10 protein-coding genes, 1 tRNA gene and 2 riboswitches are annotated in these 14,586 nt (G+C 67.0%); of the genes, 7 read left to right on the top strand and 4 right to left on the bottom strand.

The window, feature by feature from the left end:
• Nucleotides 1–107: 107 nt before the first annotated feature.
• Both U5775_RS14700 and U5775_RS14695 read right to left on the bottom strand, forming a co-directional pair.
• Nucleotides 108–2,273: a phosphocholine-specific phospholipase C gene (locus U5775_RS14700; protein ID WP_322058847.1), complete on the bottom strand. Its 2,166-nt coding sequence runs from the start codon at nt 2,271–2,273 to the stop codon at nt 108–110.
• A gap of 55 nt (nt 2,274–2,328) precedes the next feature.
• Nucleotides 2,329–2,583: a hypothetical protein gene (locus U5775_RS14695; protein ID WP_322058846.1), complete on the bottom strand. Its 255-nt coding sequence runs from the start codon at nt 2,581–2,583 to the stop codon at nt 2,329–2,331.
• Nucleotides 2,584–2,825: 242 nt separating this feature from the next.
• Between U5775_RS14695 and U5775_RS14690 the strand changes: the two genes are divergently transcribed.
• Nucleotides 2,826–3,734 carry a LysR family transcriptional regulator gene (locus tag U5775_RS14690; RefSeq protein ID WP_322058845.1) on the top strand — a complete coding sequence of 303 codons (909 nt, stop codon included), beginning with the start codon at nt 2,826–2,828 and terminating at the stop codon, nt 3,732–3,734.
• Between the two features lie 92 nt (nt 3,735–3,826).
• Here the strand turns inward: U5775_RS14690 and U5775_RS14685 are convergent.
• Nucleotides 3,827–3,902 (bottom strand) — tRNA-Arg (locus tag U5775_RS14685).
• A gap of 356 nt (nt 3,903–4,258) precedes the next feature.
• On the opposite strand from U5775_RS14685, the gene U5775_RS14680 reads away from it, so the two are divergent.
• Nucleotides 4,259–5,185, top strand: coding sequence for a c-type cytochrome (locus U5775_RS14680; protein ID WP_322058844.1), 927 nt, complete (start codon nt 4,259–4,261; stop codon nt 5,183–5,185).
• A 120-nt stretch (nt 5,186–5,305) separates the two neighbouring features.
• Here the strand turns inward: U5775_RS14680 and U5775_RS14675 are convergent, their stop codons facing one another.
• Complete coding sequence (locus U5775_RS14675) at nt 5,306–7,396, bottom strand: UvrD-helicase domain-containing protein (protein ID WP_322058843.1); 2,091 nt, start codon at nt 7,394–7,396, stop codon at nt 5,306–5,308.
• A 303-nt stretch (nt 7,397–7,699) separates the two neighbouring features.
• Between U5775_RS14675 and U5775_RS14670 the strand changes: the two genes are divergently transcribed.
• The 5 genes from U5775_RS14670 (at nt 7,700) to gcvP (ending at nt 14,493) form a co-directional block, all read left to right on the top strand.
• Nucleotides 7,700–8,749 carry an oxidoreductase gene (locus tag U5775_RS14670; protein ID WP_322058842.1) on the top strand — a complete coding sequence of 350 codons (1,050 nt, stop codon included), beginning with the start codon at nt 7,700–7,702 and terminating at the stop codon, nt 8,747–8,749.
• A 216-nt stretch (nt 8,750–8,965) separates the two neighbouring features.
• Nucleotides 8,966–9,337, top strand: a complete 372-nt coding sequence (locus U5775_RS14665) for a hypothetical protein (protein ID WP_322058841.1) — start codon at nt 8,966–8,968, stop codon at nt 9,335–9,337.
• A gap of 118 nt (nt 9,338–9,455) precedes the next feature.
• A riboswitch (glycine riboswitch) is annotated at nt 9,456–9,571 on the top strand.
• Nucleotides 9,572–9,627: 56 nt separating this feature from the next.
• Nucleotides 9,628–9,770, top strand: a riboswitch (glycine riboswitch).
• Between the two features lie 101 nt (nt 9,771–9,871).
• On the top strand, nt 9,872–10,990 hold the full coding sequence (gene gcvT, locus U5775_RS14660) for a glycine cleavage system aminomethyltransferase GcvT (protein ID WP_322058840.1): 1,119 nt from the start codon (nt 9,872–9,874) through the stop codon (nt 10,988–10,990).
• Nucleotides 10,991–11,069: 79 nt separating this feature from the next.
• Complete coding sequence (gcvH, locus tag U5775_RS14655; protein WP_322058839.1) at nt 11,070–11,450, top strand: glycine cleavage system protein GcvH; 381 nt, start codon at nt 11,070–11,072, stop codon at nt 11,448–11,450.
• Between the two features lie 67 nt (nt 11,451–11,517).
• Entirely contained in the window at nt 11,518–14,493 is a 2,976-nt protein-coding gene (gcvP, locus tag U5775_RS14650; protein ID WP_322058838.1) for an aminomethyl-transferring glycine dehydrogenase, read from the top strand.
• Nucleotides 14,494–14,586 lie beyond the last annotated feature (93 nt).

Genomic DNA, 14,586 nt, shown 5'->3' with positions numbered 1-14,586 from the left:
CGCATACGCGCCGCAAACTCGCACCCAATCGTCGCAATAAAAAACCGCGTGGCCGGATTTGCAGCGGCCACGCGACGTGCTGATGGCGCAATACGGCGCGCGGTCGTTCAGCCCTTCACCGGCCCCGGATCGCTCTGACTCGGCCGGCCCGTTTCGAGGTGACCCGCGAAGCGGCGCACGACCTTGTCCGACGCGCCGCCGAGCGTCGCCGCCGCGATGTTCAGGTCGTACCACCCATGACTCGAGCTGAGCTCCCAGTGGTCCTGCAGCGTCTGGCCGGGCCACAACGTGTACTGGCGCGCGTTGGCGTGGCTGTACGCGTTGTCGACGCGCACGCTGCACGGCGCCGCACCGGTGTTGCGCAGCTCGAGATACACGTGGCGATTGCGCACGTCATAGCCGATGCGCGCTTCCGGGTTCGCGTGACGACGATCGCCCGCGAGTTGCGCGTTGCCCTGGAATTCGCACAGATAGCCGTTCGGGCCGTAGACCGCGAGATGGTACGCACCCTGCGCGGCGGTCGTGCTCCAGTAATCGGCGAGCTGGTCGCGCGCCGCGACCGTATAACGGCGCGGCGCATTGGCCGGGTTCAGCCGGTCGTAGACGTAGAACGCCGCGCCCGCTCTGCCCGTGTTCGCGAAGTCGAGCCACAGATTGCCGTCGCGGCCATTTACCCGGCTGTGAACGAAGACTTCATAGGGCAGCGCGCGCGCCGGCCGCGTGCCGGGCTCCTGCGCCGGCATCGTCTGTTGCGCGGGCACCTGGTACGCCTGCCCGGCCGTCTGGATGTGCTGCGGCACCGCGAAGCTCACGGTCGACGTGTCCGGCTTGCCCGAGAAGTCGAACGCCGACGTAAGGTCGCCGCAGATCGAGCGTCGCCACGCGCTGATGTTCGGCTCGTGCACGCCGAAGCGCGCCTCGAGAAAGCGCAGCACCGACGTGTGATCGAACGTCTCCGAGCAAACCCAGCCGCCCTTCGACCACGGCGAGATCACGATCAGCGGCACGCGCGGGCCGAGGCCAATCGGCTGGATGCCGCCGGGATCGGCGCCCGGGATCAGCGGGCCCATCTCCTGCGGATATTTGCCGAGGTCGAGGTATTCGTCGCCGATGTTCGAGAGCAGGCTCGACGACATCATTCCGTCGCCATTGGGCCCGCTCGCAAGCGGCGGCACCGGCGGCACGACGTGATCGAACAGGCCGTCGTTCTCGTCGTAGTTGAGGATGAACACGGTCTTCGCCCATACGTCCGGGTTCGACGTCAGCGCTTCCAGGACCATGTTGATGTAGAACGCGCCGTCGGTGGGCGATGCGGACGGGTGCTCGCTGTACTTGTACGGCGCGACGATCCACGATACCTGCGGCAACTGGTTCGCCTGCACGTCGGCCTTGAGCTCGGCGAGCGTGTGGTTCGACGCGCCCTTGTCGACGAGCGGCCCGCTCGCGCCTTCCTGCACCTGGAACTTCTTGAAGAACATCAGCGAGTTGTCGGTGTAGTTGTCGGTCGGGTCGCCCGGGATGCCGGTGCCGCCCTGGTACAGCTTCCAGCTGATGTTCGCGTTCTCGAGGCGCTCGGCGTACGTCGTCCACGTATAGCCGTTCACGTTGTCGCGCTCGCCGATGCCGGGGCCGGTCGGCGGATTGCCGTAGACGTTGCGCGAATCGATCGTGCCGGTCCACAGGTAGATGCGGTTCGGCGCGGTATCCGCGTGCGTGGAGCAGTGATAGGCGTCGCAGATCGTGAACGCATCGGCGAGCGCGTAGTGGTACATCACGTCGGCGCGCTTCAGATAGCCCATCGTCAGCACGTCCTGCTTCTGGTTCACCCACTGGTCCCACTGACCGTTGTTCCACGCGAGGTGGCCGCTGCTCCAGCCGTGGTTCGTGCCCGGCTGGAATTCGGTCGTCTGCTTCGGATCGAGATAAAACGGCAGCACGTAGGGCGCCGACGGGTCCAGGCCGCGCGCGTGATACTGCGACGTCTGCACCAGCGCAGGCGGCTGCTGCCAGACCGGCGCGCCATTGGGCAGCAGGTGCGGACGCGGATCGTCAAAGCCGCGCACGCCGCGCAAGCCGCCGAAGTAATGGTCGAACGAGCGGTTCTCCTGCATGAAGATCACGACGTGCTCGACGTCCTGAATCGTGCCCGTGCGCGTGGCGGCAGGCATCGCGAGCGCCTTGCGGATCGCGGGCGGGAAGCCCGCATAGGCGGCCATCGCGCCGGCCGAGTGGGCCGCGAGGCGCAGGAAGTCGCGTCTGTTTTTCGACGACATGGAAAGTCCTGTTATCGGGAAGAATCGGGAGGAAAAGAAATATGTGGACTGCGAATCAATGCGCGCCGCTCGCGCTGGAATCGGGCGCCCAGTGCATGTCGGGCGCGCCCGGCGGGTTGTCTTCGGCGCTCGTGTTCGCGCTGGCGCCCGCCATCTGCTGGCTGCTTTGCGGGTTGTTTTGCAGACCGTTCTGTTGACTGTTCGCGCCCGGCGAAGCAGACGGATCGCCGCTGCCACTGCCGTCACACGCGGCAAGCGCGAGAGAAAGGAGCACCGCCGCCCAGACGGCGCGCGAATCGATTCGACGCATGAGGATCGGTCCGTGAATGACGAATGCGCCCATTAACGCATCGGCGAATGTCCTCGCAGTGAACGGTTCCATCAGGTTTCTTGCGGTGTACCTCAGCTTTTTTGCTTGAAGCTTCGCTCGATGCACCGGTGCGCACACAACCATGCGCAGACAAAGATGACGTTGCGGCCGGGGCGCGCGTCATACGGCGGACACATCGGCGCGCTACGCTGTCGCGCGGACGAGGAGGAGAGGACGGGATTTTGTTCGATCAGCTAAAGGCGTTCCACGCGACGGTCCGCCAGGGCAGCATCACGCGTGCGGCGCGCCATCTCGGCGTGAGTCAGCCGACCATCGCCGCGCAGATCCGGCAAGTCGAGCAGCATTACGGTGTCGAGCTGTTCTATCGCAGCGGACGCCGCCTCGCGGTCACCGAAACCGGTATCGCGCTGTTGCCGATCGTCGAGAAGATGATCGATTTCGAGGCCCAGGCCGACGTCATGCTGCGCAACGTCGGCGGCCTGTTCGAAGGTCAATTGCGGCTCGGCGCGACGGGGCCGTACTACATCATGGATGCGATCGGCCGCTTCTCGAAGGCGCATCCGGCCATCGCGCTCACCTGCCGGATCGGCAATTCGGAAGACATCCTCAATGCGCTGCACGAGTTTCGGATCGACCTTGCGGTGTCGTCGCAGCGCAATGATGCCGAGGGGCTGGAGCGGCGCGTGATCTCGACCGATCCGCTCGTGCTCGTCGTGCATCACAGCCATCCGCTAGCGCGCTTCGAGACGATCGACGCGGCGCGCCTCGCCGAGGTGCGTCTGTTGATCCGCGAGGCTGGCTCGGTCACGCGTAGCTGCACCGAGGAGATTCTCGCCAGGGCCGGTGTCACCCCCGCTTCGATGGCGGAAATCGGTAGCCGCGAGGCGATTCGCGAAGCCATTCTGCACGGCGTGGGCGGGAGCATTTTTCCGCGCGGTGAAGCGGAGCGGCATCCGGATCTGCGTGTGATCGCGCTGCGCGGTGTGGATACGACGATCGATGAATATGTGTATTACCTGAAGGCGCGCAGGCAGAGTCCGGTGATTGAGGCGTTTCTGGCGTGTATTGTGCCCGGGGGCGAGGCGGGGGAGGCTGCGGGCGGGATGTGTGGGGCGTCGGTGGGGTGTTGAGGGCGCGGGCGTCGGTAAAGCGAAGCGCCATGGGCAACACGGCCTGCGCTTATGCGCGGCGGTAGCAGAAAATCGGGGATTTTTGTCAGACTTGGCGCGCCCGGCTGGGATCGAACCAGCAACCCCTGCCTTCGGAGGGCAGTACTCTATCCATTGAGCTACGGGCGCATCGAGAAGCGGTTGCCGCCGCCAGCCCTTATAAACCGGGCGGAGCCGCACCGCAATGAGACCGAGAGAATACCCGGTTTCGAAGACGACGTCCACCGCGTGCCCGCGCGGCCCACGCCCGGCCCCCCACCCCCGCCGCCAGCCGTTCACCCCACCCTCCCCACGATCCGGCGCCATTTACGACCGCCACCCGCCGCCGCACCGCACCACTCCGGGTAAACGCCCGCTGAAGAGCCCCGCGCGCGGCAACCGGCCGCAAAACCTTGCGTCTATAATCGTTCCTGTTTGCTCAATCGCAAGGCTGTTGCCGTCCTGCTGTACCGCTCACCAAAAAACCAACGGGAGTCGAGACAAGCATGAGCGAAGCACCCCACGGAGCCCCGATCAAAACGCCCGGCCAGCTGATTGCCGCTGTCATCGCCGGGTTTGCCGTCCCCATCGTCATCATCATTCTGCTCGCCTACTACGTCGACAACACGACGCGCACGGGCGCAGGCACCGAGGAACTCTCCGCACAGCAGGTGGCCGCGCGCATCGCGCCCGTCGCCCAGGTATCGGTGCGCGACGCCAACGCGCCGCGCGTCTACAAGACGGGCGAGCAGGTCTATCAGGCCGTCTGCTCCGCGTGCCACGCGAGCGGCGCCGCGGGCGCGCCCAAGTTCGGCAATTCCGGCGACTGGGCGCCGCGCATTTCCCAGGGCTTCGACACGCTCTGGAAAACGGCGCTGTCCGGTAAGGGCGCGATGCCCCCGCGTGGCGGCACGAGCCCCGACGACTACAGCGATTACGAAATCGGCCGCGCGGTCGTCTACATGGCGGACCACGGCGGCGCGAACTTCCAGGATCCGCCCCAGCCCGCGCCGGGTGCCGCGCAAGGTGCGTCGGCGGCGGCGGGCGCTTCGGGCGCCGCGCCGGCTTCGGGCGCCGATGCGTCCGCAAGCGCGGCCAACGCACAAGCCGCGGCCGCCGCGGCGGCGATCGCCGCGATTCCGCAAGCGTCCTCCGCGCCGGCGGCAGGCGGCGGGTCCCAAAGCGCCGATGCCTCGCAGGCAGGCAAGGCGCTCTATCAGCAGGTCTGCCAGGCGTGCCACGCGGCGGGCGTGCTCGGCGCGCCAAAATTCGGCAACAAGGACGACTGGGCGCCGCGCCTCAAGGATCCGATGGACAAGATCTACAACTACGCGCTGCACGGCAAGGGCCAGATGCCGCCCAAGGGCGGTTCGAGCGCCTCCGACGACCAGGTGAAGGCCGCCGTCGATTACATGGTGAACGCGGCGAAGTAAGTACACGCTCACGCGCCGCAGGCCCGCCGACGACGCAAGGCGCACCAAGCAAGGCGCACAAAAACAAAGGGCTGCATCACACGATGCAGCCCTTTTCGTTTGCCGGGACGTCGCCAGCGCTCAACCCTTCTGCAACAACGCCTTCAGGCTCGCGAGCCGGTCCTTCGGCGACATCGGCGCCTCTTCGGGCGTGGGCGGCGGCGCATCGTCCAGCCCCATCTCGGGGATGAAGCGCGACGCCTCGCACACCACCGTCTCGCGCGCCCGCTTGCGCTTCTTGCACCAGTTCAGATGCAGGCTGCGCTGCGCGCGCGTGATCGCCACGTACATGAGCCGGCGCTCTTCCTCGATGCGCGCGTCGTCGATCACGTCGTCTTCCGAGCCGCCGCGGTGCGGCATGATCCCTTCCTCGACGCCCACGAGGAACACGTGCGGATACTCCAGCCCCTTCGACGCATGCACGGTCGAAAGGCGCACGGCGTCCGGGTCTTCGTCCTTGCCTTCGAGCATCGACATCAGCGCGACGGTCTGGATCAGGCCCATCAGGTTCTTGCCCGTATCGGCGAGACCGTCGGTGTTGTCATAGCCGGTGGCCTCGCTGTCTTCGCCAATTTCTTGCTCGGGCTTCGTGCCCTTGCGCTTGAGCCATTCGAGGAATTCGAGCACGTTCTGCCACTTCGACTGCGCCTGGCGCTCGTCGAACGCGTCATAGAGATACGCCTCGTAGTGGATCGCTTCCATGAGGTCGTCGAGCACGACCGTCGCGGGCTCTTTCACCGCGCGCTCGGCGAGCCGCTGCATGAAGTCGCAGAACACGCGCATCGGCTCGACCTGGCGCGCCGAAAGCCGCGCCTCGATACCGCCCATGTACACGGCCTCGAACAGCGACACCTTCGCCTGCCCCGCGAACGAACCCAGCGCTTCGAGCGTGGTGTTGCCCACGCCGCGCCGCGGCGTCGTGATCGCGCGGATGAACGCGGGATCGTCGTCGTGGTTGGCGATCAGGCGCAGGTACGCGCAGAGGTCCTTGATCTCGGCCTTGTCGAAGAACGACTGGCCGCCCGAGAGCACGTAGGGAATGCGCTCGCGGCGCAGCACCTGTTCGAAGATGCGCGCCTGGAAGTTGCCGCGATAAAGAATCGCGTAATCGCGGAACTGCGCGCGCCGCTCGAACTTGTGCGCCGAAAGCCGGAACACCACTGATTCGGCCTCGTGCTCCTCGTCGTTACAGGGCGTGACGGAGATGGTGTCGCCCATGCCGTGCTCGGACCAGAGCTTCTTCTCGAACAGCTTCGGGTTGTTCGCGATGACGTTGTTCGCCGCCGTGAGAATGCGCACCGTCGAGCGGTAGTTCTGCTCGAGCTTGACCACGTGCAGCTTCGGATAGTCCTTGCCGAGCTGCGCGAGATTCTCGATCGTGGCGCCGCGCCAGCCGTAGATCGCCTGGTCGTCGTCGCCCACGGCCGTGAACGCGGCGCGCGGGCCCGCCAGCAGCTTGAGCAGCTCGTACTGGCAGGTGTTGGTGTCCTGGTACTCGTCGATCAGCAGATAGCGCAGCTTGTTTTGCCAGCGCTCGCGCACGGGCTCGTTCTTCGCGAACAGCTCGGTCGGCAGGCGGATCAGGTCGTCGAAATCCACGGCCTGGTAGGCGTGCAGTGTCGCCACGTAGTTGCGATAGACGATTGCGGCCTGGTGCTCGTCCTCGTTCGAAGCGGTCGCGAGCGCTTCCTCGGGCATCACGAGGCCGTTCTTCCAGAGCGAGATGATCGACTGGATCTTGCGGATGAAGCCCTTGTCGGTCGAGCCCACCTGCTCCTGGATCATGGCGAAGCAGTCGTCGGAGTCCATGATCGAGAACTGGGGCTTCAAGCCCAGATGCTCGGCTTCCTGGCGCAGGATCTGCACGCCGAGCGAATGGAACGTGCAGACCGTGAGCTGGTTGGTCGGCACCTTGCGGCCTTCCTTGCCGGGCGTGGTGAGCGTCTTGCCTTCGAGCAGCTTGCCCACACGCTCGCGCATTTCGGCGGCGGCTTTGTTGGTGAAGGTGACGGCCGCGATATGGCGCGGCTCGAAGCCTTTCGCTTCGATCAGGTGCGCGATCTTCTGCGTGATCACACGTGTCTTGCCGCTGCCCGCGCCGGCGAGCACGAGACAGGGACCGTCGAGATAGCGCACCGCTTCGCTTTGGGCGGGATTCAGGCCTGCGGACATCGTTGCTGGATTGGAAAAACGGGTGGTACGGCTGGGAGGCGTGCGGGCTTTCGTGGCGCTGCGGCTTCGACCGATGGTCGATGTGGTCGGCGCAAACACACGAGGGCAATCCGCACGGCGCGAGGCGTGCCACAACGTGGCGGAAGCCTCTCACGCGAGAGCTGCGATGTTAACACGAGGCGGCATCGCGCCGATGCGGCCCCATGCAGCGCGCCCGCCCCGCGTGCCACAATGTCAGGTTCCCGCCACCCGCGGCGACGGCTCGCGCCGCGCCGCCTTCTTGCTGGAAAGAGGACGCGCTTCATGACTGCACCGCTGCAAATCGGCCTGATGGGCTACGGCTTCGCCGGCCAGACCTTCCACGCCCCCGTGATCGCCCATAGCGGCGCGGCCACGCTGGCCGCCATCGCGACGAGCCAGGCCGGGCGCGCGCAGGCCGATTATCCGGACGCCGCGATCGTTCCCGACCTCGACGCCCTGCTCTCGCTCGACGCCATCGAATGCGTGGTGATCGCCACGCCCAACGACACGCACTACGAGCTCGCGCGCCGCACGCTGGAGCGCGGCAAGCACGTGCTCGTCGACAAGCCGGTCACGCTGAGCGCCGACGAAGCGCGCACGCTCGCGGCCATCGCAAAGCAGCGCGGCCTCGTGTTCGCGCCGTTCCACAACCGCCGTTGGGACGGCGATTTCCTCACCGTGCGCGAGCTGCTCGCGAACGGCGAGCTCGGGCGCGTCACACACTACGAGTCGCATTTCGACCGCTTCCGTCCGCAGGTGCGCCAGCGCTGGCGCGAGGACGCCACGCGCGGCGGCGGCCTGCTCTACGACCTCGGGCCGCATCTGATCGACCAGGCGCTCGCGCTGTTCGGCGCGCCCGAGTCGGTCACGGCGTTCGTCCACACGCGCCGCGACCACGCCACGGCGCCCGACTACGTGCATCTCGTGCTGGGCTATCCGGGCCACGACGCCGTGCTGCACGCGAGCGCGCTGGCCGCGTTCGCGCCGCGCTTCGTGGTTCATGGCACGCGCGGCAGCTATCTGAAGAACGGGCTCGATACACAGGAGGATCAGCTCAAGGCGGGGCTGCGTCCGGGCCAGCCCGGTTTCGGCGACGGCAACGAGCCGGGCCGCCTGCACATGCTCGCCGACGATGGCACGGAAACCGAACTCACCGTGCCCAACGCCGCCGGCAATTACGCGGATCTCTATCGCGCGCTCGCCGCCGCGATCCGCGATGGCGAGCCGTTCCCGGTCAGTCCGCAGGATGCCATCGACGTGATGAGCATCATCGAGATCGCCATGCAGAGCGCCGCAGAAGGCCGCACGATCGCGTTCACGCGCGCGACCTGACGCGATCACCTTGCATTTCCCCGACGCGGCTGAAAGGTCAGAACAAATAGTTACAAGTACGCGCCGTCCGGCGGTCATCGGACGGCGCGCACAACACGTTTGCCGACATACAACACAAAAAAACCGAGCAACAACGACTAGAAGCCCCACTCGCTAATGCGTGGGATCGCAGTAAGCGCTAAAGCGCCAACTGCGTTCGACACAAGGAGAGTCTCAATGACCCGTTTCAACCGTGCCATCCGCTACGCCGCCGCCGGCGCCCTCGCCTCCACGCTCGCCGCGTGCGTGGTCAACCCGCCGCCGCCGCGCCCCGTCGTCGTCAATCCCGGCCCGAATCCGCATGAAGTGGCCGTGGAGCGCCTGCATCAGGTCGATGGCCGCATCGACAATCTGAGCCGCCGCATCGACATGCGCGTGAATCAGGGCTACTACCCGCCGCCCCAAGGCGGTGCGCTGCATCACCGCCTCGACACGATCCGCGGCGAAGCGCACGACATGGCGGCCCAGCACGGCGGCGGCCTCTCCGGCGACGAGCAGCGCGTGCTGAACCAGGAACTCGACACGGCGGCACGCGCGATCGGCGAGTAAAGCAGCGGGCGCCCAAAGCGCCAGTTCAGCCCCCTCGCAGCCGCCCCACAGCCCCCTCGCGGCGCCTGCCCCCGATTTTTTCCGCATTGACACACCGCCCAGGCGTCGCGCACAATCGCTGCGCGCGCCGGGAGAGCGCGCCGTTTGTCGCACCCCGCCATCGGGTGAGTGCAACGCGCGGCGCCGCCGAAGGGGCAACCCACAAACTCTCAGGCAAAAGGACCGTGCGCGCCGGACCGCCCATTCGCCCTGCCTCGCGCCCATGCGCGAAGCGTTCGAAGCGGCTTGAAGTCCGCAACTCTGGAGAGCGGCAGTAGAACGGCGGCGGGAATCTGCCCCGCGCGCGTTCAGGCTGCCCACCGAAGGGGCGCGCGCCGTCGAGCAGCATCAAGCACGGCGCAATCTCTCAGGTATCGAGGACAGAGGGGCCATGCAAGAACCGACTCCAGGCATCGTGCCTGCGGCGTTTCCTGCATGGCCTTTTTCGTTTTCGCGCGATTTTCGCAACGAAACCTCGTGACCGCCTGAGGCCCCATGACCGAACTCAAACGCACCCCGCTGAACGACTCGCACCGCGCGCTCAATGCCCGCATGGTCGACTTCGGCGGCTGGGACATGCCCGTCAACTACGGCTCGCAGATCGACGAGCATCGCGCCGTGCGCACCGACGCCGGCATGTTCGACGTCTCGCACATGTGCGTGGTCGACTTCTCGGGCGCGAAGGCGCGCGAGTTCTTCTCCCGCGCACTCGCCAACAACGTCGCCAAGCTCACGACGCCGGGCAAGGCCCTCTACTCGTGCATGCTGAACCCCGAAGGCGGCGTGATCGACGACCTGATCGTCTACTTCTTCGCCGACGACGAATTCCGCACTGTGGTCAACGCGGGCACCGCCGAAAAAGACATCGCCTGGTTCGAGAAGCTCAACGCCGAAGGCGGCTTCGGCCTCACCATCACGCCGCGCCGCGATCTCGCGATCGTCGCCGTGCAAGGCCCGAACGCGCGCGAAAAAGTCTGGCAGGTCGCGCCCTCCTCGCGCAGCGCCAGCGAGTTCCTCAAGCCCTTCAACGCCGCGAAGATCGAAGCCACGCCGTTCGGCGAGCTGATGATCGCGCGCACGGGCTACACGGGCGAGGACGGCTTCGAAATCGTGCTGCCCGCCGTCGCCGTCTGCGAATTCTGGAACGCGCTGGAGCGCCAGGGCGTGAAGCCCTGCGGTCTCGGCGCGCGCGACACGCTACGCCTCGAAGCGGGCATGAACCTCTACGGCCAGGACATGGACGAAGGCGTCTCGCCGCTCGACGCGGGCCTCGCCTGGACCGTCGACATGAAAGCGCCGCGCGACTTCGTCGGCCGCCCCGTGCTCGAAGCCAACGGCTCGCGCATGGCCTTCGTCGGCCTGATCCTGCAAAAGGAAAACGGCAAGGCGGGCGGCGTGCTGCGCGCGCACCAGAAAGTGCTCACGCCGCACGGTGAAGGCGAAATCACGAGCGGCACTTTCTCGCCGACGATGCAGGAATCCATCGCCTTCGCGCGCGTGCCCCAGGGCGTGCAGCCCGGCGACGTCGTGCAGGTGCAGATCCGTGACAAAGCCCTTCCCGCAAGCGTGGTAAAACTGCCCTTCGTGCGCAACGGCCAGGTGCTCGTCGCTTGATCCGTGAGGATCCGCGAGGATCCGCGCCGCGCACGCCCCCCTCTTTCAAGCCATAACGAACCACGCACTGGAGCAACCCATGAGCATCCCGGCCGATCTGAAATACACCGAATCGCACGAATGGATTCGCACCGAAGCCGACGGCACGCTGACCATCGGCATCACCGACCACGCGCAGGAAGCGCTCGGCGACATCGTCTTCCTCGAACTGCCCGATGCGGGCCGCGCCGTCACGGCCGGCGACGCCGTGGCCGTGATCGAATCGGTCAAAGCCGCCTCGGACATCTACGCGCCGGTGTCGGGCGAGATCGTCGAATCGAACACGGCGCTCGTCGACACGCCGGACCAGGTGAACGGCGCGCCCTACGAGTCGTGGCTCTTCAAGATCAAGCCGGCCGCCGACGCCAAGCTCGACGCGCTGATCGACGCCGCCGCCTACGAAAAGGCCATCGGCGCCTAATCCCTGTAACCGCAATGGCGCGGCGGCGCGCTCCCATGCCACGCCGCCCGCGCCTGCAGGAACCCTTATGAAGCTCGAACACCCGGATCGTCTGATGAACACGCCGCTTTCGGCTCTCTCGCTCGCCGCGCTCGAAGCGCATGACGCCTTCGCCGCTCGCCACATCGGGCCCGACCCGGCCGACCAGCAGGCGATGCTCGACACGCTCGGCTTCGCCTCCCGCGCCGCGCTGATCGACGCGGTCATCCCGGCCGCGATCCGCCGCCAGGACGCGCTGCCGCTCGGGCCCTTCGGCGAGCCGCGCTCGGAAGCCGAGGCGCTCGCCGCACTGCGCGCGCTCGCGGACAAGAACCAGGTGTTCCGCTCCTATATCGGGCAGGGCTACTACAACACGCACACGCCGGCCGTCATCCTGCGCAACGTGCTCGAAAACCCGGCCTGGTACACGGCCTACACGCCGTACCAGCCGGAAATCTCGCAGGGCCGCCTTGAAGCGCTCCTGAACTTCCAGCAGATGATCGTCGACCTGACGGGTCTCGCGATCTCGAACGCGTCGCTGCTCGACGAGGCCACGGCCGCCGCCGAAGCGATGACGCTCGTGCAGCGCGTGGGCAAGTCGAAGTCGAACGTGTTCTTCGTCGCCGACGACGTGCTGCCGCAAACCCTCGAAGTCGTGAAGACGCGCGCGAAGCCGATCGGCATCGAGGTGAAGGTCGGCCCCGCCGCCGAAGCGGCTCAGGCGAACGCCTTCGGCGTGCTGCTCCAGTATCCGGGCGTGAACGGCGACGTGCACGACTATCGCGAACTGGCGCAAGCCGTCCATGCAGCCGGTGGCGCGGTGATCGCCGCCGCCGACCTGCTCGCGCTCACGATGCTCGCGCCGCCCGGCGAATGGGGCGCCGACGTGGCCGTCGGCAACTCGCAGCGCTTTGGCGTGCCGATGGGCTTCGGCGGCCCGCACGCCGCCTATCTCGCGGTCAAGGACGAATTCAAGCGCCAGATGCCGGGCCGTCTCGTCGGCGTGACCGTCGACGCGCAGGGCAACCCGGCGCTGCGCCTCGCGCTGCAAACGCGCGAGCAGCACATCCGCCGCGAGAAGGCCACCTCGAACGTCTGCACGGCGCAGGCGCTACTCGCGATCATGGCGAGCATGTACGCGGTCTACCACGGCCCGCAGGGTCTGAAGCGCATCGCGCAGCGCGTGAACCGCGTCGCGGCGATCGTCGCGGCGGGCGCGAAGCAACTGGGCTACGCGCTCGTGAACGAGTCGTTCTTCGACACGCTCACGTTCGAAGCCGGCGCGCGCACCCAGGCGCTGCACGACGCGGCGCTCGCGCGCGGCATGAACCTGCGCCGCGTGAGCGAGACGCGCGTGGGCGTATCCGTCGACGAAACCACCACGCGTGGCGATCTGGCCGACTTGCTCGCCGTGTTCGCGCAAGCCGCGTTCGCGAGCGAGGCGCCTTCGGTCGACGCGCTCGACACGCAAATCGCCTCGCAGCAAGCGGCCACGTTCCCGGCCACGCTCGTGCGCGAAAGCGCGTACCTCACGCATCCGATCTTCAATCGCCACCATTCGGAAACGGAAATGCTGCGCTACCTGCGCAGCCTCGCCGACAAGGACCTCGCGCTCGACCGCTCGATGATCCCGCTCGGCTCGTGCACGATGAAGCTCAACGCCACCTCGGAAATGCTGCCCGTCACGTGGCCCGAGTTCGGCGGCATCCACCCGTTCGCTCCGCCTGAGCAGACCGTCGGCTATCGCGAGATGGTCGATCAGCTCGAGCAGATGCTCGTGGCCGCCACGGGCTACGCCGCCGTCTCGCTGCAGCCGAACGCGGGCTCGCAGGGCGAGTACGCGGGCCTGCTCATCATCCACGCGTACCACGAGTCGCGCGGCGAGGGCACGCGCAACGTCTGCCTGATTCCCGCTTCGGCGCACGGCACCAACCCGGCTTCGGCGCAGATGGCCGGCATGCAGGTCGTGGTGGTCGCCTGCGACGCGCAAGGCAACATCGATCTCGCCGACCTCAAGGCCAAGGCGGAGCAGCACGCCGCGAAGCTCGCGGCGATCATGATCACGTACCCGTCGACGCACGGCGTGTTCGAAGGCAACGTGCGCGAAGTCTGCGAAATCGTCCATGCGCACGGCGGCCAGGTCTACGTGGACGGCGCGAACATGAACGCGATGGTGGGTCTCGCGGCGCCGGGCCAGTTCGGCGGCGACGTCTCGCACCTGAACCTGCACAAGACCTTCTGCATTCCGCACGGCGGCGGCGGCCCCGGCGTCGGTCCCGTGGCAGTGGGCGCGCACCTCGCGCAGTTCCTGCCGAACCAGCTTTCGTCGGGCTACAAGCGCTCGACGGATCTGGGCAACGGCATCGGCGCGGTGAGCTCGGCGCCTTACGGCTCGGCCTCGATCCTGCCGATCTCGTGGATGTACATCGCGATGATGGGCGCGGCCAACCTCACGGCCGCCACCGAAACCGCGATCCTCAACGCGAACTACGTCGCCAAGAAGCTCGCGCCGCACTTCCCCGTGCTCTATAGCGGTCCGGGCGGGCTCGTCGCGCACGAGTGCATTCTCGACCTGCGCCCGATCAAGGACGCGAGCGGCATCACCGTCGACGACGTCGCCAAGCGCCTGATGGACTACGGCTTCCACGCGCCCACCATGAGCTTCCCGGTGCCGGGCACGCTGATGGTCGAGCCGACCGAGTCGGAGTCGAAGGAGGAGCTCGACCGCTTCATCGACGCCATGGTTGCAATCCGTGAAGAAATTCGCGCCGTGGAAGAAGGCCGCGCGGACAAGGAGGACAACCCGCTGCGCCATGCGCCGCACACGGCCGCGGTCGTGGTCGCCAACGACTGGCAGCACGGCTACTCGCGCGAGCAGGCCGCGTATCCGGTGGCGTCGCTCGTTGCGCAGAAGTACTGGCCGCCGGTCGGCCGCGCCGACAACGTCTACGGCGACCGTAACCTGTTCTGCTCGTGCGTCCCTGTCAGCGAATATGCAGACGAGCACGCCGGGCAAGGCGAATAAAACGCGCCCGATCGTCCCGCCAAACTGGCTCGCACAGCCGCCGCGCGCTCCGCAAGGAGCCGCGGCGGCTTTTGCGCGCCGCACATTTGCCCC

The organism is Paraburkholderia sp. J63, from assembly GCF_905220245.1.
Taxonomy (GTDB): Bacteria; Pseudomonadota; Gammaproteobacteria; order Burkholderiales; family Burkholderiaceae; genus Paraburkholderia.
Note: the sequence above shows the minus strand (reverse complement) of the source record. Positions and strands in the feature narration are given on the sequence as shown.

Coding starts and splice junctions, on each gene's coding strand:
- gcvH (WP_322058839.1), top strand. CDS start 11,070: ATGAGCATCCCGGCCGATCTGAAATACACCGAATCGCACGAATGGATT.
- U5775_RS14665 (WP_322058841.1), top strand. CDS start 8,966: ATGACCCGTTTCAACCGTGCCATCCGCTACGCCGCCGCCGGCGCCCTC.
- U5775_RS14680 (WP_322058844.1), top strand. CDS start 4,259: ATGAGCGAAGCACCCCACGGAGCCCCGATCAAAACGCCCGGCCAGCTG.
- U5775_RS14695 (WP_322058846.1), bottom strand. CDS start 2,583: ATGCGTCGAATCGATTCGCGCGCCGTCTGGGCGGCGGTGCTCCTTTCT.
- U5775_RS14700 (WP_322058847.1), bottom strand. CDS start 2,273: ATGTCGTCGAAAAACAGACGCGACTTCCTGCGCCTCGCGGCCCACTCG.
- U5775_RS14675 (WP_322058843.1), bottom strand. CDS start 7,396: ATGTCCGCAGGCCTGAATCCCGCCCAAAGCGAAGCGGTGCGCTATCTC.
- gcvP (WP_322058838.1), top strand. CDS start 11,518: ATGAAGCTCGAACACCCGGATCGTCTGATGAACACGCCGCTTTCGGCT.
- gcvT (WP_322058840.1), top strand. CDS start 9,872: ATGACCGAACTCAAACGCACCCCGCTGAACGACTCGCACCGCGCGCTC.
- U5775_RS14670 (WP_322058842.1), top strand. CDS start 7,700: ATGACTGCACCGCTGCAAATCGGCCTGATGGGCTACGGCTTCGCCGGC.